19 protein-coding genes, 1 tRNA gene and 1 pseudogene are annotated in these 25,116 nt (G+C 66.8%); 17 read left to right on the top strand and 4 right to left on the bottom strand.

Annotated features, from left to right (window positions below; genetic code table 11):
* The 10 genes from fdnG (at position 1) to G3O00_RS17075 (ending at position 13,095) form a co-directional block, all read left to right on the top strand.
* Complete coding sequence (gene fdnG / locus G3O00_RS17120; protein ID WP_206143711.1) at positions 1–3,072, top strand: formate dehydrogenase-N subunit alpha; 3,072 nt, start codon at positions 1–3, stop codon at positions 3,070–3,072.
* Positions 3,073–3,082: 10 nt separating this feature from the next.
* Entirely contained in the window at positions 3,083–3,997 is a 915-nt protein-coding gene (gene fdxH / locus G3O00_RS17115; protein WP_011355694.1) for a formate dehydrogenase subunit beta, read from the top strand.
* On the top strand, positions 3,994–4,620 hold the full coding sequence (locus G3O00_RS17110; RefSeq protein ID WP_011355693.1) for a formate dehydrogenase subunit gamma: 627 nt from the start codon (positions 3,994–3,996) through the stop codon (positions 4,618–4,620). Before fdxH ends, G3O00_RS17110 begins: the two co-directional genes overlap by 4 nt.
* 107 nt (positions 4,621–4,727) lie before the next feature.
* Positions 4,728–5,663 carry a formate dehydrogenase accessory protein FdhE gene (gene fdhE, locus G3O00_RS17105; protein WP_206143710.1) on the top strand — a complete coding sequence of 312 codons (936 nt, stop codon included), beginning with the start codon at positions 4,728–4,730 and terminating at the stop codon, positions 5,661–5,663.
* A gap of 73 nt (positions 5,664–5,736) precedes the next feature.
* Positions 5,737–7,176 carry an L-seryl-tRNA(Sec) selenium transferase gene (selA, locus tag G3O00_RS17100; protein ID WP_206143709.1) on the top strand — a complete coding sequence of 480 codons (1,440 nt, stop codon included), beginning with the start codon at positions 5,737–5,739 and terminating at the stop codon, positions 7,174–7,176.
* Complete coding sequence (gene selB / locus G3O00_RS17095; RefSeq protein ID WP_206143708.1) at positions 7,173–9,098, top strand: selenocysteine-specific translation elongation factor; 1,926 nt, start codon at positions 7,173–7,175, stop codon at positions 9,096–9,098. Before selA ends, selB begins: the two co-directional genes overlap by 4 nt.
* A 32-nt stretch (positions 9,099–9,130) precedes the next feature.
* A tRNA-Sec gene (locus G3O00_RS17090) sits at positions 9,131–9,226 on the top strand.
* A 624-nt stretch (positions 9,227–9,850) separates the two neighbouring features.
* Entirely contained in the window at positions 9,851–11,443 is a 1,593-nt protein-coding gene (locus G3O00_RS17085) for an ATP-binding protein (protein WP_206143718.1), read from the top strand.
* A 27-nt stretch (positions 11,444–11,470) separates the two neighbouring features.
* Positions 11,471–12,658: an adenylate/guanylate cyclase domain-containing protein gene (locus G3O00_RS17080; protein ID WP_206143707.1), complete on the top strand. Its 1,188-nt coding sequence runs from the start codon at positions 11,471–11,473 to the stop codon at positions 12,656–12,658.
* Between the two features lie 224 nt (positions 12,659–12,882).
* Positions 12,883–13,095, top strand: coding sequence for a hypothetical protein (locus tag G3O00_RS17075; protein ID WP_206143706.1), 213 nt, complete (start codon positions 12,883–12,885; stop codon positions 13,093–13,095).
* 76 nt (positions 13,096–13,171) lie between these two features.
* Here G3O00_RS17075 and G3O00_RS17070 read toward each other — a convergent pair whose 3' ends face one another.
* Positions 13,172–13,597 (bottom strand): NUDIX hydrolase, encoded by a 426-nt coding sequence (locus G3O00_RS17070; protein WP_206143705.1) that lies wholly within the window; start codon positions 13,595–13,597, stop codon positions 13,172–13,174.
* Between the two features lie 322 nt (positions 13,598–13,919).
* Here G3O00_RS17070 and G3O00_RS17065 point away from each other — a divergent pair, with 322 nt between their 5' ends.
* Positions 13,920–14,636: an SDR family oxidoreductase gene (locus G3O00_RS17065; RefSeq protein ID WP_206143704.1), complete on the top strand. Its 717-nt coding sequence runs from the start codon at positions 13,920–13,922 to the stop codon at positions 14,634–14,636.
* A gap of 165 nt (positions 14,637–14,801) precedes the next feature.
* On the opposite strand, the gene G3O00_RS17060 is transcribed toward G3O00_RS17065, so the two are convergent.
* On the bottom strand, positions 14,802–16,190 hold the full coding sequence (locus G3O00_RS17060; RefSeq protein WP_011355683.1) for a nucleobase:cation symporter-2 family protein: 1,389 nt from the start codon (positions 16,188–16,190) through the stop codon (positions 14,802–14,804).
* 151 nt (positions 16,191–16,341) lie between these two features.
* Positions 16,342–17,298 carry a LysR family transcriptional regulator gene (locus G3O00_RS17055; RefSeq protein WP_206143703.1) on the bottom strand — a complete coding sequence of 319 codons (957 nt, stop codon included), beginning with the start codon at positions 17,296–17,298 and terminating at the stop codon, positions 16,342–16,344.
* 103 nt (positions 17,299–17,401) lie between these two features.
* On the opposite strand from G3O00_RS17055, the gene G3O00_RS17050 reads away from it, so the two are divergent.
* Entirely contained in the window at positions 17,402–18,139 is a 738-nt protein-coding gene (locus tag G3O00_RS17050) for an SDR family oxidoreductase (protein ID WP_206143702.1), read from the top strand.
* Positions 18,140–18,147: 8 nt separating this feature from the next.
* Here G3O00_RS17050 and G3O00_RS17045 read toward each other — a convergent pair whose 3' ends face one another.
* Positions 18,148–19,125: a LysR family transcriptional regulator gene (locus tag G3O00_RS17045; RefSeq protein ID WP_206143717.1), complete on the bottom strand. Its 978-nt coding sequence runs from the start codon at positions 19,123–19,125 to the stop codon at positions 18,148–18,150.
* A 133-nt stretch (positions 19,126–19,258) separates the two neighbouring features.
* Between G3O00_RS17045 and G3O00_RS17040 the strand changes: the two genes are divergently transcribed.
* From G3O00_RS17040 to G3O00_RS17020, 5 genes and pseudogenes are all read left to right on the top strand, one after another.
* Positions 19,259–19,975, top strand: a complete 717-nt coding sequence (locus G3O00_RS17040; RefSeq protein WP_206143701.1) for an SDR family oxidoreductase — start codon at positions 19,259–19,261, stop codon at positions 19,973–19,975.
* A gap of 250 nt (positions 19,976–20,225) precedes the next feature.
* Positions 20,226–21,689, top strand: a complete 1,464-nt coding sequence (locus G3O00_RS17035) for an MFS transporter (RefSeq protein WP_206143700.1) — start codon at positions 20,226–20,228, stop codon at positions 21,687–21,689.
* Positions 21,686–23,227, top strand: coding sequence for an FGGY family carbohydrate kinase (locus G3O00_RS17030; protein ID WP_206143699.1), 1,542 nt, complete (start codon positions 21,686–21,688; stop codon positions 23,225–23,227). Before G3O00_RS17035 ends, G3O00_RS17030 begins: the two co-directional genes overlap by 4 nt.
* A gap of 18 nt (positions 23,228–23,245) precedes the next feature.
* Positions 23,246–24,925, top strand: a complete 1,680-nt coding sequence (locus G3O00_RS17025; protein ID WP_206143698.1) for a glycerol-3-phosphate dehydrogenase/oxidase — start codon at positions 23,246–23,248, stop codon at positions 24,923–24,925.
* Positions 24,922–25,116: pseudogene (locus tag G3O00_RS17020) on the top strand (FAD-binding oxidoreductase); the annotation flags it as partial. The gene G3O00_RS17025 and the pseudogene G3O00_RS17020, both read left to right, overlap by 4 nt.

The following is a 25,116-nucleotide window of genomic DNA, read 5'->3' as shown; positions in this document are numbered from 1 at the left end:
ATGCTACAAATGTCCCGGCGCCAGTTCCTGAAGGTGACGGCTACGTCGCTTGCCGGATCGAGTCTAGCCCTGATGGGCTTCTCTCCATCCGAAGCGCTTGCCGAAGTCCGACAGTACAAGCTGGCGCGCACAGTCGAAACGCGCAACACCTGTCCTTACTGTTCAGTGGGTTGCGGCATCCTCATGTACAGCCTCGGAGACGGCGCGAAAAACGCCCAGCCGAGCATCATCCACATCGAAGGCGATCCCGACCATCCCGTCAATCGCGGCACGCTGTGCCCGAAGGGCGCGAGCCTGATCGACTTCATCCACAGCCCGAGCCGCCTGACGCACCCCGAGTATCGTGCGCCCGGCTCGGACAAGTGGGAACCGATCTCGTGGAATGACGCGCTCGACCGCATCGCGAAGCTGATGAAGACCGACCGCGACGCGAATTTCGTCGAGACGGCGGAGGACGGTGCGAAGGTCAACCGCTGGCTGACCACCGGCATGCTGGCCGCGTCGGCAGGCAGCAACGAGGTCGGCTACCTGACGCACAAGACGGTCCGCAGTCTCGGGATGCTCGCATTCGACAATCAGGCGCGTGTCTGACATGGCCCGACGGTGGCAGGTCTTGCCCCGACGTTTGGCCGTGGAGCGATGACGAACCATTGGGTCGACATCAAGAACGCGGACGTGATTCTCGTGATGGGCGGCAATGCAGCCGAGGCCCATCCGTGCGGTTTCAAGTGGGTAACGGAGGCGAAGGCGCACCGCAAGGCGCGGCTGATCGTCGTCGACCCGCGCTTTACGCGTACGGCCTCGGTGGCCGACTACTACGCGCCGATCCGCACCGGCACCGACATCGTCTTCCTGGGCGGCGTCATCAACTATCTGCTGACGAACGACAAGATCCAGCATGAGTACGTGAAGAACTACACGGACTTCTCGTTCATCGTGCGCGAGGATTTCGCGTTCAACGACGGCATCTATTCCGGCTACGACGCGGAGAAGCACGCGTACCCGGACAAATCGAGCTGGGACTACGAGCGCGGCGACGACGGCTTCGTGAAGGTCGACCCGACGCTGCAGCATCCGCGTTGCGTGTACAACCTGCTGAAGCAGCACTACGCGCGCTATACGCAGGACATGGTCCAGCAGGTCTGCGGCACGCCGAAGGAGAAGTTCCTGAAGGTGTGCGAGATGCTCGCGACCACCGCCGTTCCCGGCCGCGCCGGCACGGTGCTGTACGCGCTCGGCTGGACGCATCACTCGATCGGCGCGCAGATCATCCGCACCGGTGCGATGGTGCAGCTGCTGCTCGGCAACATCGGCATCGCCGGCGGCGGGATGAACGCGCTGCGCGGCCACTCGAACATCCAGGGGTTGACCGACCTCGGGCTGATGTCGAACCTGCTGCCGGGCTACATGACGCTGCCGATGCAGGCCGAGCAGGATTTCGACGGTTACATCAAGAAGCGCGTGCAGCTGCCGCTGCGGCCGAACCAGTTGAGCTACTGGAAGAACTACAAGGCCTTCCACGTCAGCTTCATGAAGTCCTGGTGGGGCGACGCGGCGACCGCCGAGAACAACTGGGGCTACGACTACCTGCCGAAGCTGGACAAGCAGTACGACCTGCTGCAGGTGATCGAGCTGATGAATGCCGGCAAGATGAACGGCTACATCTGCCAGGGCTTCAACCCGCTTGCGGCATCGCCGTCGAAGGTGAAGACGGCAGCCGGCCTCGCGAAGCTGAAGTGGCTCGTGATCATGGATCCGCTCGCGACCGAAACCTCCGAGTTCTGGAAGCATCACGGCGACTACAACGACGTGGATTCGTCGAAGATCCAGACCGAGGTGTTCCGTCTGCCGACCACGTGCTTTGCGGAGGAAAACGGTTCGCTCGTGAGTTCGAGCCGCGTGCTGCAATGGCACTGGAAGGGCGCGGAGCCGCCGGGCGAGGCGAGGAGCGACCTCGAGATCATGTCGGGGCTGTTCCTGCGCATGCGCAAGATGTACCAGACGGACGGCGGCAAGTATCCGGATCCGATCGTCAACCTGACCTGGCCGTACGCGAACCCGGAAAGCCCGACACCCGAAGAGCTTGCCATGGAGTTCAACGGGAAGGCGCTCGCCGATTTGCCCGATCCGAAGGATCCGGCCAAGACGCTCGTGAAGAAGGGCGAGCAGCTGGCCGCGTTCGCGCAGTTGAAGGACGACGGCACGACCGCGAGCGGCTGCTGGATCTTCTGCGGCGCCTGGACGCAGGCCGGCAACCAGATGGGGCGGCGCGACAACTCCGACCCGACCGGCATCGGCCAGACGCTGAACTGGGCGTGGGCGTGGCCGGCGAACCGGCGGATCCTGTACAACCGCGCGTCGTGCGACGTCGCCGGCAAGCCGTTCGACCCGACCCGCAAGCTGATCGGCTGGAACGGCAGCGCGTGGAAGGGGGTCGACGTGCCGGACTTCAAGGTGGACGAATCGCCCGAAAACGGGATGGGGCCGTTCATCATGAACCCGGAAGGCGTCGCGCGCTTCTTCGCACGGGCGGGGATGAACGAAGGTCCGTTCCCCGAGCACTACGAGCCGTTCGAGACGCCGCTCGACGCGAACCCGCTGCACCCGAACAACCCGCAGGCGCTGAACAACCCGGCTGCCCGCGTGTTCCCGGACGACCGCGCGTCGTTCGGCAAGGTGGCGGATTTCCCGCACGTGGCGACGACGTATCGGCTGACCGAGCATTTCCACTACTGGACCAAGCATGCGCGGCTGAACTCGATCATCCAGCCCGAGCAATTCGTCGAGATCGGCGAAGACCTCGCGAAGGAAGTCGGCGTCGCGCATGGCGAGCGCGTGAAGGTGTCGTCCAAGCGCGGCTACATCATCGCGGTCGCCCTCGTCACGAAGCGGATCAAGCCGTTGACGGTCGACGGCAAGAAGGTCCAGACGGTCGGCGTCCCGTTGCACTGGGGCTTCAAGGGTCTGACGAAGCCCGGCTATCTCGCCAATACCCTGACTCCGTCCGTGGGCGACGGCAACTCCTATACACCGGAATTCAAGTCGTTCCTGGTGAAGGTCGAAAAGGCGTAAGGGGAAAGAGATGGCATTGCAATCGCTGGATATCAAGCGCGTCTCGGCCACCACGACGCCACCGCCCACGGTGCGCGAACCGGTGACCGGGAGTGTCGCGAAGCTGATCGACGTATCGAAGTGCATCGGCTGCAAGGCATGCCAGACGGCGTGCATGGAGTGGAACGACCTGCGCGACGAAGTCGGTACCAACGTCGGTGTGTACGACAACCCGGCCGACCTGACCGAGCATTCGTGGACGGTCATGCGGTTCTCCGAATACGAGAACCCGGCGGGCGACCTCGAGTGGCTGATCCGCAAGGACGGCTGCATGCACTGCGAGGATCCGGGCTGCCTGAAGGCGTGTCCGTCGCCGGGCGCGATCGTGCAGTACAACAACGGGATCGTCGATTTCCACGAGGAGAACTGCATCGGTTGCGGCTATTGCGTGACCGGCTGCCCGTTCAACGTTCCGCGGATCTCGAAGAAGGATCATCGCGCGTACAAGTGCACGCTCTGTTCCGACCGCGTCGCGGTCGGCCAGGAACCGGCCTGCGTGAAGACCTGCCCGACGGGCGCGATCGTGTTCGGCACCAAGGAGGACATGAAGCAGCACGCGGCCGAGCGGATCGAGGACCTGAAGGAGCGTGGCTTCGAGCATGCGGGGCTGTACGACCCGCAGGGCGTCGGCGGCACGCACGTGATGTACGTGCTGCACCACGCCGATAAGCCGTCGCTGTACCACGGGCTGCCCGACAATCCGTCGATCAGCCCGATGGTGAAGCTGTGGAAGGGCATCGCGAAACCGCTCGCGGTGGCCGGCATCGCGCTGACCGCGCTTGCCGGGTTCTTCCACTATGTCCGGGTCGGTCCGAACGAGGTGAGCGACGAAGAGGAACAAGCCGCGCGCGACGAGGCGCGACGCATCAAGGAGGACGCGAAATGAATCACGACGACCCCAACCTGATCGTCCGCTACTCGGCGAACGAGCGCACGAACCACTGGATCACCGCGATCACGTTCGTGCTGCTCGCGTTGTCCGGGCTCGCGCTGTTCCATCCGTCGATGTTCTGGCTGACCGCGCTGTTCGGCGGCGGCCAGTGGACGCGGATCCTGCATCCGTTCGTCGGCCTCGTGATGTTCGTGTCGTTCGCGATCCTGGTGGTGCGCTTCTGGCATCACAACGCGCTCGACGCGGACGACCGGCAGTGGCTCAAGCAGATCGGCGACGTGCTGACCAACCAGGAAGACAAGCTGCCGCCTGTCGGGCGCTATAACGCCGGACAGAAGCTGCTATTCTTTACGCTGGTGGCGTGCCTGTTGCTGCTCCTGCTGTCGGGAGTCGTGATCTGGCGGCGCTACTTCTCGTTCTACTTCCCGATCGGGGTGATCCGCGCGGCCGCTGTCGTGCATGCCGTGGCGGCCTTCGTGCTGATCGCGAGCATCATCGTGCACATTTACGCGGCGTTGTGGGTGAAGGGCTCGATCGGCGCGATGGTGCGCGGCACCGTCACGCTGGGCTGGGCTCGCAAGCATCACCCGAAGTGGTTCCGTGAAAGCGTGAAATAACGCACCGGAGCGGGGCGGCTCGCCGATCGCGGCGGGCCGGCCCGTCAGCCGTCGGAACCGCCTGAAGCGCCGACCTGTCGGCGCTTGTTTATTTGGAAGACATTTTTGTGACACAACGCATCCTTGAACCGACCGAGATCTCGGCACTCGATCAATCGGCCATCCCGCGCTTTCGCCTGCCGGAGCGCGCCACCGTGTTCTCGGCGCGCGCCGCGCGGCTGCGCAAGCTGGCCGACCTGAACCCGATCAGCGGCTACCTGCGGCTGATGGCCACCGTCGCCGATGCGCAGCACGCGACACTGCAAACGCTCGACCTGCCGCTGCCGTCGAAGGAAGCGATCGCGCGTGCGCAGGAGCATTCGATGCCGCTCGTGCCGGCGCTCGACGGCGAGCGCGATCCGCGCTGGCGTGCCGTGCTGTACGAACTGCTCGACCGCGTCGACGGCGCCGGGCTCGTCAACCCGCAGCTCGCGAAGCTGCTCGACCGGCTCCGCCTGATGGCGCCTGCCGAACTCGACGCGCAAGCCGACGCGATCCTCGCGCTGCGTTTCGCCGAAGTCGACCCGGCCACCGCGCCGTTCCTGATGGCCGCGCTGCAGGTCGCCTGGACGGACCTCGCCAGCCGCGTTGCGCCGGCCGACGTCCCGTATCTCGACCAGCCGGGGCTGTGCCCCGTGTGCGGCACGCATCCGGTCGCGAGCGTCGTGCGGGTCGGCGGCCAGTACCAGGGCTACCGTTTCCTGCAATGCGGGCTGTGCACGACCGAGTGGCACATGGTGCGCACGAAGTGCTCGCACTGCGATTCGACGAAGGGCATCGCGTATCACGGGATCGAAGGCGGCAGCGAAGCCGTCAAGGCCGAATCGTGCGACGAGTGCAAGACCTATCGCAAGATCGGCTATCAGGAGAAGGACTACGAGTTCGAGCCGCTGGCGGACGATCTCGCGAGTCTCACGCTCGACCTGCTGATGAACGAAGCCGGTTACCAGCGTAGTTCGCCGAACCCGCTGCTGTGGCCGGATGTTTCGCGGGACGCGGATTGACGGCAGGGGCCGGGGCGGTGCGCGAGCGCCGGCGCCGGCCCGCTGCGAAGCATGAGACTGGAGCCACCCCGACGTGACCGAACCCGGTTTGAATGAACTGAATGCCGTGCTGGCACGCGTGCCGTCGGTCGAGCGCGTGCTGTCGTCGGCGCCGCTGCAACCGCTGCTCGCCGATTACGGCCGTACGCGCGTGCTGAACGCGGTGCGTGCCGAGCTCGACCGCTGGCGTACCGCCGCGCAACACGATCCGGCTGCGGCCGAACCGCTCGACGAGCCGCGCATCGCCGCGGCTGTCGCGCGCACGCTGGCCGCGCAGAGCGCGGGCGCGGTGCGCGCCGTGTTCAACCTGACCGGCACCGTGCTGCACACGAACCTCGGGCGCGCGCTGTTGCCCGACGAGGCGGTGCGCGCGGTGGTCGACGTGCTCACGCGGCCGGTCAACCTCGAATTCGACCTTGCCACAGGCCGCCGCGGCGATCGCGACGATCTGATCGACGATCTGCTGTGCGAACTGACGGGCGCGGAAGCCGCGACCGTCGTCAACAACAATGCGGCGGCCGTGCTGCTGACACTGTCGGCGCTGGCGACGAAGCGGGAAGTCGTCGTGTCGCGCGGCGAGCTGGTCGAGATCGGCGGCGCATTCCGCATCCCCGACATCATGAGCCGCGCGGGCGCCAAGCTGCGCGAAGTCGGCACGACCAACCGCACCCATCTGCGCGACTACGCGGACGCAATCGGCCCGCGCACCGCGCTGCTGATGAAGGTGCACTGCAGCAACTACGCGATCAGCGGCTTCACGAAGGAGGCGACGCTTGCCGAACTCGCGCCGCTCGCGCGCGAGCACGGGCTGCCCGTTGCCGTCGATCTCGGCAGCGGCACGCTCGCCGACCTGTCGCAATGGGGCCTGCCGCACGAGACGACCGTGCAGGAAACCGTCGCCGCCGGAGCAAACGTAGTCACGTTCAGCGGCGACAAGCTGCTCGGCGGGCCGCAGGCCGGCCTGATCGTCGGCGATCGCGCGCTGATCGCGAAGATCAAGAAGCATCCGCTCAAGCGCGCGCTGCGCGTCGGCAAGCTGACGCTCGCGGCGCTCGAGCCGGTGCTGCGCCTCTATCAGTCACCCGAGTTCCTGCGTGACCGGCTCACGACGCTGCGCCTGCTGACGCGCCCGCATCGCGAGATCGCCGATGCCGCCGAACGCGTGCGTCCGGCGCTGCAGGCCGCGCTCGGCAGCGGTTTCGACGTGACGGTCGAGCCGATGTTCAGCCAGATCGGCAGCGGCGCGCTGCCGGTCGACCAGCTACCGAGCGCCGGGCTCGTCGTGCGCACGGCGGACGGCAAGCGCGGCGGCCGTGCGCTGGCGCAGCTCGAGAAACGGCTGCGCGAATGGCCGCGCCCGGTGATCGGCCGCGTGGCCGACAATGCGCTGCGGCTCGACCTGCGCTGCCTCGAAGCTGCCGACGAGGCGGTATTCGTCGCGCAATGCGTGCCGCTCGCGGGGCCCGCTGCATGATCGTCGGTACCGCCGGACACATCGACCACGGCAAGACGACGCTGGCGCGCGCGCTGACGGGCGTCGACACCGATCGCCTGAAGGAGGAGAAGGCGCGCGGCATCTCGATCGAACTCGGCTACGCTTATACGCCGCTCGACAATGGCGACGTGCTCGGCCTGATCGACGTGCCGGGCCACGAGAAGCTGATTCATACGATGGCGGCCGGCGCGTGCGGGATCGATTTCGCGCTGCTGGTGATCGCGGCCGACGACGGCGTGATGCCGCAGACGCGCGAGCATCTCGCGATCCTGCAACTGCTTGGCGTCACGCATGGCGCCGTCGCGCTGACGAAGTGCGATCGCGTCGACGCCGCGCGCGTGGCCGAAGTGCGTGACGAGATCGCCGCGTGGCTGAACGACTCGACGCTCGCCGGCGTGCCGATTTTCGAAACGCGTGCGACGGCTGTGGACGATCCGGGCGTCGCCGCGTTGAAGCGCTACCTGGCTGATGCAGCGATCGCGTGGCGTGCCCGACGCGACGACGGGCTGTTCCGGCTCGCGGTCGATCGCGTGTTTACGCTCGCGGGGCAGGGCACCGTCGTGACGGGCACCGCGTTTGCCGGCCGCGTCGCGACCGGCGACACGCTCGCGATCGTGCGCACGGGCGGCGCGGCGCGCGTGCGCAGCATCCATGCGCAGAACCGGCCGGTCGAGGCCGGCCGCGCAGGCGAGCGTTGCGCACTGAATCTGGCCGGGGTCGACAAGGCCGATGTCGAGCGAGGAGATACCGTCGCCGATGCGCGGCTCGTCGCGACGTCGCCGCGTCTCGACGTCGACCTGACGCTGCTCGCGGAGGCGGGGCTCACGCTGACGCACTGGGCGCCGCTGCACGTGCATCTCGGCACGCTGCATCGCGTCGCGCATGTCGCGTTGCTCGACGGCGACACGCTCGCGGCCGGCCAGCGGATGCGCGTGCAACTGGTATTCGACGAGCCGGTGTTTGCGCTGCCGGGCGACCGGTTCATCGTCCGCAATCCGCAGGCGACGCGCACGGTTGGCGGCGGTCGCGTGCTCGACCCGTTTGGCCCGGCGCGCAAGCGTCGTACGCCCCAGCGCCGCGCTTGGCTCGACGCGCTGGCCGAATGGCTCGACGAAGGCCGTCTCGATGCGCTGCTCGCACAGGCGCCGCTCGGCATCCCGCGCGCGATGCTCACGCATCTGACGGGTTTCGCGCCGAATGCGCTGGCGCTGCCGGAAGACGCGCTGGCGATCGGGCAGCGCGATGCCGCGTCGAACGACGGCGCGGTAATTGCCCAGGCGCACTGGCGTGCGTTGCAGACGCGGGCGATCGATACGCTGCGTGCGTATCACGAGCGCATGCCCGACGAGCAGGGGCTCGACGCCGCCCGCTTGCGGCGGATGGCTGCGCCGCTCGCCGGCGATGCGCTGTGGCGCGCGCTTGTCGACGCGCTGGTGGCCGGCGGCGAAGTCGCGCGAAGCGGGCCGTGGCTGCACCTGCCGTCGCATTCGGTGAGCCTCGAGCCGCGCGAGGAGGCGCTGGCGCAGCAACTGCTGCCGCTGATTCACGCGGGGCGCTTCGATCCGCCGTGGGTGCGCGACCTGGCCCGCGACACGGGCGCGGCCGAGGACGCGGTGCGGACCTTGCTGCGCAAGCTTGCGCGCCGCGGGGACGTGCACCAGGTCGTGCGCGACCTGTTCTATCACGCGGACGTCGTGCGCGAGCTTGCGGAGCTGGTTGCGCATCTCGCGACGTCGCGCGACAGCGGGCTCGATGCCGCGACGTTCCGCGACGCGACGGGGCTCGGCCGCAAGCGCGCGATCCAGATTCTCGAGTTCTTCGACCGGGTTGGGTATACTCGCTTCCACCGCGATCTTCACCTCCTGCGGCCTGACAGCGGTTGGGCGGGTATTCAGGCGTAGGCGCTCGTTGTTCTTTTGATTCTTTTCTCCACGGAAGGCATTCGTATCCGGTGGTACGGCCGGGCTTCAAACCCGGTTGGGGGTGTCAGACACTCCCGGGTAGGTTCGACTCCTGCTGCCTTCCGCCAGTCAAGGCTATCCGATATTCCGATAGCTTCCGCAGACACCCTCTCTATCCTTTATTTCAGCGTGATTCATGAGCGCGGTGCGCTTGCGACTACCGTTGACGTCCCGCGCATTGTCCTCGTGAAGCATGGGTAGCAATGTGGGTTTGCGGGTGGGGGCGACAGGGTTGGCGACAGTTGCGTCGACGCAGCGCACTGCGGTTTCCGAACGAGGTGACGCCGGGTCATGACCCGGATGGCAGTGGCCGGGATGGGCAGATCGCGAACCACGGGGTGCGGAAACCGGCCGTCGGGTACCGAGACTCTGTCGGAGACCTGATCGATCCCGTCCTCGCGCCGAGCGAGCAGCCGTGCAGATCGTCGCTCGATATATCGCCGGATATCGACGTAGCGTTCCGTGAAGCAACGGAAGCGTGGATCCGCGCGCGCTTGCACACTGCCTCGTACTTGGCGCATTGTTAATGCTTGCGAGATGCTGAGGGCCGCGACATGGCAATGCGCCCGGATGGACTCGCAGTCGAATGTCGTTAGACGGATCGCTTCTGATCCTGGAAGCACCCAAACTCGTGCCCACGGGGTTCAGTGGCTTCGTCACAGTTGCTGCGGTGTTTGATTTGGGGTTGCATCATGACACAACCGCTCGTATCGACGAATCGCGCTTGTCCGGAAACCGAAGTCGACGACACCGAGCGCCGTTTCAGGTCGTTTGCCGATGCGATACCCCACATCGTATGGACGGCCGGGCCTGACGGCTCGGTCGACTATGTCAATCGCCGGATCGAAAAGTATACGGAGCTGGGGTTTGCTCAAGTGGAGGGGTGGAACTGGATGTCGACGATCCATCCGGATGACGTGCAAGCCGAAGTCGCGCACTGGGAGCGCGCGATTGCAAGCGGGACTGAATACGAAATCGAAATGCGCATCTGGCGAGCGTCCGATTGCACGTATCGATGGCACCTGGAACGTGCGTCGCCGTTGAAGGATGCGAACGGCAATATCGTGAAGTGGGTAGGCACAGTCACCGACATCGACGACCGCAAGCAAGCCCTTGCCGCGGCCGAGCGGGCCAACCGCGCGAAATCGGACTTCCTGTCCAGCATGAGCCACGAGCTGCGCAGCCCGCTCAATGCGATCCTCGGGTTCGCTCAATTGATGGCGACCGATTCTCCACCGCCAACCCCGTCGCAACAGGCGAGCATCGACCAGATCCTGCGGGCAGGATGGCATCTGCTCGAACTGATCAACGACGTGCTCGATCTCGCGAAGATCGACGCAGGGCAAGTGGCAATCTCGCCCGAATCCGTATCGCTGGACGACGTCCTGCGAGAGTGCGATTCGATGATCGTGACGCAGGCGCGGCAACGGGGTATCCGGATGACCTTTCCGCAGGGCGAGACGCGATGCCATGTTCGCGCCGACCGCACGCGCGTCAAGCAGGTGCTGATCAATCTGCTGTCGAACGCGGTCAAATACAACTGCCCGTCGGGCACGGTCGACGTCACCTGCAGCGCGCCCGTGCCGGGTCGGGTTCGCGTGAGTGTCAGTGACACGGGGCCGGGCCTGTCTCCGGAGCAGGTGGGCAGGCTTTTCCAGCCGTTCAACCGCCTGGGACAGGAAGCCGGCCCCGAAGAGGGCACGGGCATCGGCCTGGTGGTCGCGAAGCGGCTGATGGAGTTGATGGGTGGCGGCATCGGGGTCGACAGTACGCCCGGAAAGGGGAGTGTCTTCTGGATCGAGCTGGATTCGGCGCTTGCGCCGGAAATGGCGGCGACACGTGCCACACAGCCCGACACGCCGGCCTCGGGCGGGACCGGCAACGATGCAGCCGGGGCGTCCGTGCATACCGTGCTCTATATCGAGGACAATCCGGCCAACCTGAAGCTTGTCGAGCAACTGATCGCGAGGCGCGCGGACCTGCGCATGCTCGGTGCCCCGACGGGCCGGCTTGGCGTGGAGCTGGCGCGCAGCGTGCAGCCGCGGGTGATCGTGATGGACATCAACCTGCCCGACATCAGCGGGATCGAAGCGCTCGGCCTGTTGCGCAAGTATCCCGAGACGGCGGACATTCCGGTCGTCGCGCTCAGTTCGAATGCGATGCCGCATGACGTCGAGGAAGGCCTGGCGGCGGGTTTCTTCCGCTATCTGGTCAAGCCGATCAAGATCGCCCCGTTCATGCGCGCGCTGGTTGAAGCCATTGCGCTTGCGACGGCGCGGAAATAGTGTGGACAGGTCGTCAGGGCTGGAACCATGATCGATTCGTCAGCGATTCTCGACGCCCGGATCCTGGTCGTCGATGATCTGGAGGCCAATATCCTGCTTCTCGAGCAGATCCTGCGCCGGGCGGGGTACGCGCGCGTCGAATCGACAGCGGATGCATCCGTCGTCCACGACCTTCATCGCCGGCACCCCTACGATCTGATCCTGCTCGATCTGCAGATGCCCGGCACGGACGGTTTCCAGGTCATGGAAAGCCTGAAATCGCTCGAGGCGGACAGCTATCTCCCGGTCATCGTGATCACCGCGCAGCCGGCTCACAAGCTGCGCGCGTTGCAGGCCGGTGCGAAGGACTTCATCAGCAAGCCATTCGATCTGGCGGAAGTGTTGATGCGGGTTCGCAACATGCTGGAAGTCCGGTTGCTGCACCGGGAGTTGCGCAAGCGCGGTGACGCGCTCGAGCAGAAGGTGCGGGAGGTGGAGGCGAGCCATGTGCTGATTCGCCGGCAGAGCAGCGAATTGCAGAGCCTGTATGCGAAGGTCGTGGCCGAGCAGAAGGTGTCGGAGCGGCTGCTGCTCAATATGTTGCCGTATCCGATCGCCGAGCGGCTGAAGGTGCATCTCGACGATATCGCCGGGAGTTTTCCGGAAGTGATCGCGGACCGCTTCGCCGACGTGTCGGTATTGTTCGCGGACATCGTGGATTTCACCGGCTTCTCGGCCGGCATGCGTCCCGAGCAGCTCGTCGAAATGCTCAACGAAATCTTTACCGGCTTCGACACCATTGCCGACCACTGCGGCCTCGAGAAGATCAAGACGATTGGCGACGCGTACATGGCGGCCGCGGGGCTGCCCGTTCCTGCTGCGGATCACGCGACGCGGGCCGCCCACATGGCACTCGACATGATCGATGCGCTGGCCCGTTTCAACGCGGCCAGACACTGCAACCTGAAATTGCGAATCGGCATCAACAGCGGCGAGGTCGTGGCCGGCGTGATCGGCAAGCGCAAGTTCATCTACGACCTGTGGGGGGCGGCCGTCAATCTCGCGAGCAGGATGGAATCGCAGGGCGTCGCCGGGCGTGTGCAGGTGACGGATGCGACACGAGCCATGCTCGGTGAAGCGTTCGTCTTCGAGGAGCGTGGCTTGATCGCGGCGAAAGGGATGGGCGAATTCCGCACGTGGTTCGTGGTCGGCAGAACCGGCTTGCCGCCGAATTGACGCTGGAATGAATGACCGGCGCGGATCGACATGCCTTTTCGCTGGTTGTCACGGCATCGAATGAAAATGAAGCGCGGTAGTGCCAGCGAATGCGACGGGCGAAACTTGATCGGGAAAAGCACTAAAAGTTTGCGAATTTTTTCCGGGCTATAGTGGAATCACTGAAGGTAGACGCGGCGTCCCTTGCCGATACCGTTCAGGTAATGACCGTAGACGGGTGCTGTATGAAAACTAAAATCGAAAAGACCGCCGGACCGATCTGGGGCGTGGCTGCAGGATTGCTTCTTGCTGTCGCAGGATTGAGTCTCGGCATTTTCCCGAAGTCCCTGCAAAGCTCGGGAAGCGCGAACGACTTCATGGCGTCCGGTGTTGCGATGCTAGGAATTTTCCTGGTCGTCTATTCCACGCACGAGTTGCGAAGAAGGCGCTCGCACTGAGCGCTCGCGCGCGCTGATCCACGCAGGATGATCCGGACCGGCCCGCCGGCTCATGGTAGCGCGTGCCCGTCACGCGCTACGCCTTGGTGATTTCGTGTTGGTAAACGAGTTCGACGATTCGCTTCGTCGGAATGCTGGCGCGCAACCTGTCGACGCTGTCGATCGGAAACCACTTGCATTTCTCGATCTCGTTGTTCGCTTGCGGCGTCTGGTCCGGGCCGACTTCCGCGAAGAACACGTGATGGATCTTGGCGAGCCCGGTGAACTGCATCGAGTAGACGAGATGCTGGCCGGTCATGCCGGTTTCTTCGCACAATTCGCGATGTGCGGCTTCGAGCGGCGTTTCCCCGCGCTTGATCGTGCCGCCCGGAAGGGCCCAGCGCGACGCCGCGCGGGCAACGAGCAAGACTTGTTCGCCGCGGTAGCAGACGACGGTCGCGCGTTCCTTGACCGGGACGGCGCTCGCTTCGGGGGCGTTGGTGGGTGCGGGGGCTTGGGACATATAGTGATTCTAACCAGCACAAAACGATCGGCCAAGCCGGCCTGACCGGGTTTGACGTTTGATCGCCGTCGACACGCGGCCGATTGTCCGGAGACACGTCGAACGTGCAGGGTGGGGTGCGGGACACATGGCGTGTACCGGCCGGGCCGGACGCCCTTGCGACTATTGGGGATATGCCGCGTCGCACCGCCGCCATACGTTACGATCGCCGGACTGTCCGTACGCGCTTTCCCTGCGAGCCGGCCCCGCAGGGAGCCCGATACGGCGCGCTCAAACGCGGCCGCCGGTAACGTGGGTCGCGACGACCATCGGGAAACCCGCCATGAGAATCATGATTGTCGGCGCCAGCAGAGGGCTGGGCCGTGCGTTCGTTGAAGGCGTTTGCCGTGCCGGCGACACCGTCATCGGCGTATCGCGCAGGCGTCCTGACGCAGTGACGTTGCCGCCGGGTGTCGAGCTTCAGTGGATCGAGGCCGACATGGCGTCGCCTGCCGAAGCCGCCGCGCACATTGCGCAGGCCGCACCGTCCGCGTTCGATGTGCTGATCTGCAACGTGGGCATCTGGGAGGCGGCAGCCTTCACGCGCGACTATGCGTTCCTGGACGAGCCGGACGACGCGATCGTCGATCTGGTGAACGTCAACATCACGGCCACGCTGCTGCTGCTCAAGCGCCTGGTGCCGCGCTTGCTGCAATCACGCAAGCCTCAAGTCATCCTGACCGGTTCGACGTCCGCGCTTCGGCAAAGCGGGCGGCCGGAAGTCGCGTTCGGTGCGTCGAAGTTCGCGCTGAACGGCGTGGCCGATGCGTTGCGCGAAGGATTCAGAGGCAGCCGGCTGGCCGTCACGTGCCTGCAACTCGGCAACCTGAACACCGACGATGCGTTGTCCGTTCCGGTCGAAGAGGCCGCGGCGCGCGGCGATGGCGGGCTGGTGCCCGTTCACGACGTGGTGGCTGTCGTGCGTACGCTGCTGCATCTGTCCGATGCGGCGTTCGTACGGGAACTGGTGATGCCGGCGATCGCGGACGAGCGGTTTTGAGGGGGACGCGGCCCCGAGTGTCATCGGGGCGACGGGTGGCGTGACCGGAATCGGCCGGTGGGCGATGCGTTGATCGAGCAGCCTGCACCGGGCGTTGCGGGTGCCGACCGGTACGACGCGCGGTGCGGCCCGTCAGGCGCGCCACGCGTCGTGCGGTTCATCCGGTTACTTCTTTTCCGGCAGGAACCAGTTCATCACGAGCGCGCAGATGCCGCCCGTTGCCACGCCCGATTCCAGCACGTTCTTCAGTGCGTGCGGCAGGCTGTTGAGGATGTCCGGCACCTGCGACACGCCGAGGCCGAGCGCGAGCGACACGGCGATGATCAGCAGCGCGCGACGATCGAGATGGACGCCCGAGAGGATGTTGATGCCCGACGCGGCCACCGCACCGAACATCACCATCGCCGCGCCGCCGAGCACGGGCTCCGGCACGGCCTGCAGCACGCCGGCGACGACCGGGAACAGGCCGAGCACCACGAGCATCCCCGCGATCCAGATGCCGACGTGGCGGCTGGCGACGCCGGTAATCTGGATCACGCCGTTGTTCTGCGCGAACACCGAGCTCGGGAACGTGTTGAACACGCCGGCCAGCAGCGAGTTCGCGCCGTTGACGAGCACGCCGCCCTTGATCCGTTGCATCCACACCGGGCCTTCGACCGGCTCGCTCGAAATCTTGCTGGTGGCCGTGACGTCGCCGATCGCTTCGAGCGACGTGACGAGGTAGATGATCAGCATCGGTACGAACAGCGACCACGAGAAGCCGATGCCGAAGTGCAGCGGCGTCGGCACCTGGAACAGCGCGGCCTGGTGCATGCCGGTGAAGTCGAGGCGGCCGAGGAACGCGGCCGCGAGATAGCCGATGACGAGCGCGATGACGAGCGCGGTGCTGCGGACCCACACGATCGGCACGCGGTTCAGCAGGATGATCGTGCCGAGCACGAGGCCGGACAGTGTCAGGTTCTCCGCGCTCGCGAAGGTGCCCTTCGCCATCGCGCCAAAGCCGCCGCCCATGCTGATGAGGCCGACCTTGATCAGCGTGAGGCCGATCAGCAGCACGACGATGCCGGTGACGAGCGGCGTGATCAGGCGCTTCACGAACGGCAGGATGCGCGATACGCCCATCTCGACGAACGACCCGGCCATCACGACGCCGAAGATCGCGGCCATCACGGTCTCGACCGGCGTGCCTTGCTTGACCATCAGGCTGCCGCCGGCGATCAGCGGGCCGACGAAGTTGAAGCTCGTGCCCTGGACGATCAGCAGGCCGGCGCCCAGCGGGCCGAAGCGCTTGCACTGGACGAAGGTGGCGATGCCGGAAATCACCAGCGACATCGACACGATAAGGGTCGTATCGCGGCTGGAGACGCCGAGTGCCTGGCAGATCAGCAGGCCGGGCGTGACGATCGGCACGATGATCGCCAGCAGGTGCTGCAGCGCGGCGACGAAGGCGACCATCGGCGCCGGCCGGTCGTTCGGGCCGTAGACGAGGTCGCGGGCCGAATCTGCGGCGTCGGCGCCGTGGGCGGCGGGTTGGGCGGGGGAGGCGGGTTGCATGGCGAGCGGGCCGGACAAGGTGGAAAGTGCGGCATTTTAGCCGAACGGCCCGTCGCCGCCGCCGGGTGGGCTGCAATAGCGGGGATTCGACGGAGCGGAAAAACGGTGGCGGATCGGTACCCGGGCCGGCCGTGAATGCGGCGCCCGTCGGTCAGCGGGGCTGCCGCGATGCGGGTGCGGTCGGGGTGGTGGCCGGCGCGGTGGTCGCATGGAACCCGGGCAGCTCGGGAATTCGCTGCTCCATGAACTGCAGGAACGTGCGGGTCCGGAGCGGCAGATACCGGCGCGACGCGTACACAAGGTGCAGCGCATGCGGTGGCACCATGTCCCACTTCGGCAGCAACCGGACGAGCTGGCCGCTGTCGATCAGGTCCTGAACGAGCCACGCGGGCCCGCTGCCCACCGCGTGGCCTGCCAGGAAGCATTCCCGCAGTGCCATCGAGCTGTTCACGCGATACCGGCCGCGCACCGGAACGACGACCTGCTCGTCGCCGCGCGCGAAGGCCAGTTCGTTGGCGATGTCGGCGCGCGCGTAGCCGACATACTCGTGCTTCGCGAGGTCGTCCGGCCGGCGGAGCTTCGGTGCCTGCGACACGTACCCCGGCGTGGCGACCAGCAAGCGCGGCGACGACGCGATGTGGCGCGCCACGGCATCCGGCGGCAGCAGGTTGCCGAGGCGAATGGCGACGTCGACGCCTTCTTCGACCAGGTCGATCACGCGGTCGGTCAATTGCAGCTCGACCTCGATCTCCGGCCACGCGGCGAGGAATTCGAGCACGAGCGCGTTCAGCCTCAGTTCGCCCAACCCCAGCGGCGCATTGACGACCAGCTTGCCGACCGGTCGCACCGTTTGCCCGCGCACCTCGGCCACCGCGCTCGCGTATTCGTCGATCACGCGCTTGCAGCGATCGTAGAACCGGCGGCCTTCGTCGGTGGGCGCGAGGCTCGTGGTCGAGCGTTCGAGGAGGCGAACGCCCAGTTCCTTTTCGAACGCGGCGACGATCTTGCTGATCGTCGGCTGGCCGGTGCCTTCCTCGCGCGCAACCGCCGAGAAATTGCCGAGCTCGATGGCGCGAACGAACACGCGCATGGATCGCAGCGAATCCATCTTATTCCTTTATGGCATGAACCTTATTCAAGTCTCCCACGTTCCTGCGTAATGGGGAATGACCTAACGTTCGTGAACCTTCAATCCCTGATGAGGAGTCGACATGAACGAGGCAACGCAATCTTCGGCACTGGATGGTGCGCACGTCGTGGTATTCGGCGGGAGCTCCGGCATCGGCCTCGAGGCCGCGGCGGCCGCGAAGGCGAAAGGCGCCAGCGTCACGCTGGTCGGCCGGACCCGCGCGAAGCTCGAATCTGCTGCGCAGGCGATCGGCGGCGCGCGCGTCGCGGTGGCCGACATCGCGGACCGGCATGCAGTGCAGGCCGTATTCGACACGATCACGCGCGTCGATCACCTGGTCGTCACGGCCGGCCGGTTCATTGCCGGCAAGCTGAACGAGACCGATCCCGATCACCTGCTCGCCGCGCTGCAGGAGCGTATCGCCGGGCCGGTCTACGCGATCCGGGCCGCGTTGCCGCTGATGCCCGCAAACGGGTCGATCGTGCTGACCGGCGGACAACTGTCGGATCGCCCGGCTGCGCAGGGCGTGTCCGTCATTGCCGCCGCCGTGCGCGGCGTCGAGGCGCTGGCGCAGTCGCTCGCGCTGGAACTGAAGCCGATTCGCGTGAACGTCGTCGCGCCGGGCTTCGTCGAGACGCCGCTGTACGACGCGTTCGGCCCGGAAGCGCGCGACACGATCCTCGCGGGTGCCGCGGCGGCATTGCCCGGCGGCCGCGTTGGGCGCGCCGATGAAGTGGGGGAAGCGATCGCGTTCCTGCTGGGCAACGGCTTCATGAACGGGGAGATCCTGCACATCGACGGCGGCGGCCGGCTGGTTTGAGCCGCGTGTCAGCCTGCCGCGCGCGTGCCGGTGCGGCGTGCCGGCGGGCGTGGCGCGCTGGCATCCGGATAGGCCCGCTGGCAGACGACGATGACCGCATCGCGCAGGCGACGGTGCACGGGGTCGCCGTGCATGCGCGGATGCCACAGCGCGGATACGAGGATCTCGGGCAGGCGCACCGGGGTCTCGAAGCTGCGCAGCCCGAGGGCTTCCGTGAGCCCCGGCGAGAACGCGTTGCCGAGGCTCGAGCGCGGCACGAGTGCGATCAGGTCGGTGCTGGCCGCGACGCGCATCGCATCGGGGTAGCCGGGTACGACGACGTGCACGGTGTGGCCCAAGCCGGCCTTGTCGGTCGCGTCGTCGGCCGGCCCGCCGAAATCGCCGAGCTGCGACGCGATCACGTGACGGCAGGCCGCATAGCGCGCGGGCGTGATTCTCCCCGATGCGAACAGCGGATGCCCGGCGCGTGCCACCGCGACGTGCCAGTCGTGAAACAGCATGCGGGTGTGCAGTTCGGGGGCATCGTCGCCGCGCTTGCCGATTTCCAGGTCGACGGTGCCGTCGCGCAGCGCTTGCGGATCGCGGTCGGGTTTCGGGACGAAGCGGATGCGCACGTGCGGCGCGAGTTCGCCGAGTGCGGCGACCACCGGGCCGGACAGCATTTCCATGAACGAGGCGGCCGCGCGGATGGTGAACGTGGATGCGTGCGTCGCCATGTCCACGTCGGCCGTTGCCGGCCGCAGCACCGCGCGCGCATCGCTCGCGATCGCGTGCACACGGTCGCGCAACGCGGCGGCGTGCGGCGTCGGCACGAGCCTGCGTCCGGCGCGCACGAGCAACGGGTCGCCGGTGGAGATCCGCAGCCGCGTGAGCGTGCGGCTCATGGCCGATGTGCTCAGGCCAAGCCGGCGCGCGGCGCCGGTCACGCTGCCTTCCGACAGCAGCGCGTCGAGCGCGGTGACGAGGTTCAGGTCGATGTCTTCCATGCCGACAGGATACGCCGTTGCACGGTTTGGCATGGCGTTTGATGCAACTATAGGTTGAATACGGTGCGTCTGGCGCCTGTCGTGATGCGCACCTATAGTGGCTGCATGACGAAACCCGGCAAAGGCGGAAACCATGCAATCGACTGAATCGAACCGGAACGTACCTGGGATCCTGCTCGTCGCGGCCTCGCGCGGCCTCGGGCTTGCGATGGCGGAGGCGTTCCTGGACAAAGGCTGGCGCGTAACGGGCACCGTGCGCGCAGGATCGGGGCGCACGAAGCTGCACGACCTCGCCGACCGGTTCGACGGCCGGCTCGACATCGAGACGCTCGATATCTGCGAGCCGGCGCAACTGGCCGCGCTGCGCGAGCGGCTGTCGGGCCGGCGCTTCGACATGCTGTTCGTGAATGCGGGCACAACGAACGAGCCGACCGAAACGATCGGCGAAGTGACGACCGACGAGTTCGTGCGCGTGATGATCACGAATGCGCTGGCGCCGATGCGCGTGATCGAGACGCTGCAGGATCTCGTGACTGTGGACGGCCTGATCGGCGCGATGTCGTCGGGGCAGGGCAGCGTCGCGAACAACGTCAGCGGGATGCGCGAGGTCTATCGCGGCAGCAAGGCCGCGCTGAACCAGTTCATGCGCAGTTTCGCGGCGCGCCAGGCCGATACGCGGCGTGCGATGGTGCTGATGGCGCCCGGCTGGGTCCGCACGGAACTGGGTGGGCCCGATGCGCGCCTGACGATCGAGGAAAGCGTGCCGAGTCTCGTCGACGTGCTGATCGCAAAGCGCGTGCGCCCGGGGCTCGAGTATCTCGACTATCTGGGGCGGACGGTGCCGTGGTGAGCGCGGACTGACGCCGGGCGGCGCGGCCGAAACGAACGGATTCACCGTCCCCGGGAAACTACCGATATGGTTGCGTGCGCAACGACACTCGCTGCGTCGCACAACCGGATGCGCTTGACATACTCGCGTCCGGCGCCGTAAATTGCCCCGGCAGATCTAGATAAGAGACTATCTGTAAGATGGTCTCTCCATGCGTCGATCGCATCTGCAATGTCGAGCCTCTTACAGAACAAATATACGGAGGCCGATTGTGCAAACGATCGCGGTCAAGCTTCATGGCATTGAAGACGTCATCTCCTTTCTCGACACGCGCCCCGGTATCGCGGGCAGGGCGGGACTCGTCTGGTGGCTGTCGCTCGGCGGGCTGTTTCTCGACGCATTTTCCAACTCGGCATTGAGCGCCGGCCTCGGGCCGATGACGCACGAATTGCATCTGTCGGCCGCGCAGGTCGCGTGGATGACGTCGTTTGCGTCGTGGGTCGCGATCGCGTTCAACCCGATCGGCGGCTGGATGGCCGACCGGTGGGGGCGCGTGCGGCCGCTGATCGCCGCGAAGCTGCTGTCGGTGATCGGTGCGCTGCTGGTGGTATTCGCACCGGATTTCAACGCGATTCTCGCCGGGCGCTTCTTCGTCGGGATGGCGTACGGAATCGACTTCGCGATCGCGATGGCGATGCTCGCGGAGTTCACGCCGGGCCGCCTGAAGAGCCGGCTCAATACGTGGCAGGGCATGTGGTACACGGCCGTGTGTCTGAACCTGCTGCTCGCGCTGCTGTTTCACGCGTGGCAGGTCGGCGATTCGATCTGGCGTTACTCGGTGGCGGCCACCGCGGTGTTCGGCTGCGCGATCCTTGCGCTGCAATGCACGTTCCTCGTCGAAAGCCCGATCTGGCTCGCGCGCAAGGAGCGTCTCGACGACGCGGCCCGCGCGATGACGCGCATCTACGGGCAGGCATTCGTTGCGGCGCCTGCGCATGAACGCACGCCGATCGTCAATCCGGCCACGCGCGGCCTCGCGAACGTGCTGCTGATCTTTCGCGGGGTCTACCTGCCGCGCACGATCCTGGCCGCGACCGTACAAATCGGTCAGTCGATCGAGTATTTCGCGATCGGCTGGTATCTGCCGCTGATCAGTGCCTCGCTGTTCGGCAAGGACTTCGTCTACGCGACGCTCGGCGCGCTCGTGTTCAACCTGTTCGGGATCGTCGGCGGCTTTTCGTCGTCGGCGGTCGGCCGCCGGGTCGGCCTGCGGCGCGCGTCCGCGATCGGTTTCGCGGCGGTCTGCGCGATGCTGGTCGTGCTCGGGCTGTTCCATGCTCGCATGCCGCTGTGGCTGTCGGTGGTCGTGCCGTCGCTGTTCATCCTGTTCCACTCGGCCGGCCCCGGCGCGAACGGCAAGAGCCTGTCGTCGCTGTCGTTTCGCGGCGAGCTGCGTGCGGGCGCGAACGGCATCGTCGGCGCGCTCGGCTCGATCGGCGCGGCGCTCGGCCTGCTGGTCTTCCCGCTGTTTCGTGCGCGCTACGGCCTCGAACACACGTTCCTGATCCTCGCGATCGTGCCGTGCGTCGCGAGTGCGATCTGCTTCGCGATCCGCTGGGATCCGACGCGCACGACGATCAATCCCGACAACGAACCCGACGCGCCGCACTTCGGCGACGACGCACGCGTCACGTCGGCCTACCTGAACCCCGCCATCGAGAAAACGCCGCGATGACCGCTTCCCGAAACGTCATTCTCGCCATCGACGAAGGCACGTCCGGCACACGTGCCGCGCTTGTCGACGCGAGTGGGCACGTGTCGTGCCTTGAATACCTGCCGCTGTCGGTCGACAGCCCGCGGCCGGGCGTCGTCGAACAGGATGCGAATGCCATCCTCGACAAGACGCTCGCGGTCTGCCGCGCCACGCTCGCGCATGCGCAGCGACTGGGGGTACGCGTCGTCGCGCTGGCGCTCGCGACGCAGCGCGCGACCGCCGTGCTGTGGGATACGCGGACCGGGCGCGCGCTCGTGCCCGCGATGGTCTGGCAGGACACGCGTCATGCGGCCGAGCTGGACCGTCTCGCGGCCGACTGGGATCGCGTGCTCGTGCCGCAGGTCGGCCGTCCGGCCGGCGTGCGTTCGCCGTATCTGTGGGCCGTGCACCAGATGCGCACGTCGCAGGTGGTTGCCGATGCGCATCGTGCCGGCTGTCTCGCGTTCGGCACGATCGATACGTGGCTGCTGTGGCACCTGTCGGATGCGCGCGAGTGCGTGACGACGCCGACCAACGCAACCTCCGCCAGCGCGTACCTGCTCGGCGAGCATCGCTATTTCGATCCGTGGCTCGAGGCATTGGGTTTTCCGCACGCGTTGTTGCCCGCGCTGCGCGAGGATGCCGACGCGTTCGGTCGCACGCGCGAAGACGTGCTCGGCATCGACGTGCCGATCCTCGCGTGTGCGGGCGACCAGTTCGCGGGCGCCGTCGGTCTCGGCTGCGTCGAGCGTGGCCAGGCGATGTGCGTGCACGGCACCGGCAGCTTCGTCGACCTGTTGACCGGCACGGTACGCCCCGACGCCGGATCGCCCGCACAACCCGGTCACGCGCACGACGGCACGCTGGCGATGACCGCGCGGCGGCATGGCGGCGTGTCGCATTACTCGCTCGAAACCTTCGTCGCGACGACCGGCTCGGCGTTGCGCTGGGTCTGCGAAAAACTGCGCTGGTTCGACGATCCGGCGCAGATCAGCACGCTGGCAGGCACGGTGCAATCGGCGCGCGGCGTGACGTTCGTGCCGGCGCTCACCGGCCTGCGTGTGCCGCGGATGGAGCCGAACGCGCGTGCGCTGCTGTCGGGCATCTCGATCGCGACGACGCAGGCCGAGGTGGCGTACGCGGTGCTCGAAGGCATCGCGCATTCGGTCGCGTCGTGCATGGAGGCCAACCAGGCCGTCGCGCGTGCCGACGTCTCGGAGCTGATCGTCGGCGGCGGCCTCGCGGGCAGCGACACGCTGCTGCAGATCCAGGCCGACGTGAGCGGCGTACCCGTGCGCCGGATGCGCGAAGGCGATCGCGCGAGCCTGCGCGGCGCGGCGTTTCTCGCGGGTGCGTCGGGGCTGCTGTGGGATTCGCTCGACGCGGCCCGCGCGACGCTCGTCACCGACGCCGTTTTCGAACCCTCGATCGATGCGGACAGCCGGCAGCGCCGGCGCGCGGCCTGGCATGCGCGGATCGCATCCGAGCTCGCGCACGCGGCCGATTTCGCTCATGCGTGAGCACGGAGAACGACCAGCATGATGTTTTTGCCATCCAGAAAACCCCAGACGGACCGCGCCGGCATGACGGGGACCGAGCCGCTGCGCGTGAATCGCGACGAGCACCTGGCGCGACTCGAGACGGACACGTTCGACGTGCTGATCGTCGGGGGCGGCGTGACGGGCGCGTATGCGGCGTTCGACGCGAGCCTGCGCGGGCTGCGCGTCGCGCTCGTCGAGAAGAGCGACTTCGCATCCGGCACGTCGTCGAAATCGTCGAAGATGGTGCACGGCGGGCTGCGCTACATCGAGCAGGGCAATCTCGGGCTCGTGCGCCATTCGCTGCTCGAGCGGCAGCGGCTGCGGCGCAACGCCCGCCATCTCGTGCAGCGGCTGCCGTTCCTGTTCCCGGTGATGGAGCGCGAAGGCGTGTTCGATGCGCGTCTCGCGAAAGCCTTCGAAAGCCTGCTGTGGACCTACGACATCGCCGGCGGCTGGCGCGAGGGCATCCTGCACCAGAAGCTGACGAAGGCCGAGGTCCTGTCGCATTGCCCGACCTTCAACGAGACGTACCTGACCGGCGGCTTCCTGTACTTCGACGCGCGCGTCGACGATGCGCGCCTGACGCTGAACCTCGTGCGCACGGCCGCGTTTCACGGTGCGGCCGTGGCGAACCATGCACGCGTGGCCGAGCTGACGCGCGATGGCCACGGCAAGGTCGATGGCGCGATCGTGCATGCCGACGGGCGCGAGCGGCGCATCCGTGCGCGGGTGGTCGTGATGGCGACGGGCGTCTGGCTGCGCGACTGGACCGGCGCGCGAAAGGGCGACACGGCCGCGTTGCAGGTGCGCCCCGCGAAGGGCGTGCACGTCGCGATTCCGTGGCTGAAGATCCGCAATGACTGCACGGTGACGATCCCCGTGCCGGGCCGCAACCGCCGCGCGACGATCACGCGCTGGGGCAACGTGTCGTATCTCGGCACGACCGACGAAGACTACGACGGCGATCTCGACGACGTGCACTGCACGCGGCAGGAGCTCGATTTCCTGCTCGAAGGCGCGCGTTCCGCGTTGAAAGTCGACCTGAATGCGGACGACGTGGTCGGCAGCATCGCCGGTTGCCGGCCGCTCGTCGGGCCGCCCGGCGGCAAGACGATCGAGATGAAGCGCAATCACGAGATCCACGTCGCGCCCGACGGGCTCGTGACGATCGTCGGCGGCAAGCTGACGACGTCGCGGCACATGGCCGAGCAGACGATCGATACGGTCGGCAAGCTGCTCGGCCGCCGCACGCGCTGCCACACGAAATCGGCTTACCTGCTGGGCGCGGCCGGCTATGACCCGCAGGCGATCGTCGCATCGGGCGGGCTCGCCGCGCATCTCGGCGAACGCTACGGCACCGAGGCGCGCTTCGTCGGCGACCTCGCCGATGCGGCGCCGTCGCTGCTTGCGCCGATCGTCGAAGGGCTGCCGTACAGCGAAGCGGAAGTGCTCTACGCGGTGCGCCACGAATTCGCGCGCAGTGTCGACGACGTGCTGTCGCGGCGCACCCGCGCGCGCCTGATGGCGCGCGACGCGTCGGCGCGCGCGGCACCGCGCGTCGGAGAAATACTCAAGGCGGAGCTCGGCTTGTCCGATGCGGCCGTCGCCAGTCAGGTGCGCGACTACGTCGCCGCCGTCGCCCTCGAAAAATCCATCCTCATGGGAGATAACGGATGATCAGCAAGGAAGCCATCAAGCGCGGCTACAACCGCGGCAACTACGTCGTCGGCGCGCACACGCCGCCGCCTTACTCGCTGAACCTGCCGGCGGCAGGCAGCGCGCCGGTGGAGGCCGGCATGCAGCGCGCCCCGGTCACGGTGTCGCCGCAGCAGGTCGACGCGCTGCGCGCGGTGGCCGACGAGGTGCTG

Origin of the sequence: Burkholderia sp. Ac-20384 (assembly GCF_017104605.1) — a bacterium.
GTDB lineage: Bacteria > Pseudomonadota > Gammaproteobacteria > Burkholderiales > Burkholderiaceae > Burkholderia > Burkholderia lata.
Note: the sequence above shows the minus strand (reverse complement) of the source record. Positions and strands in the feature narration are given on the sequence as shown.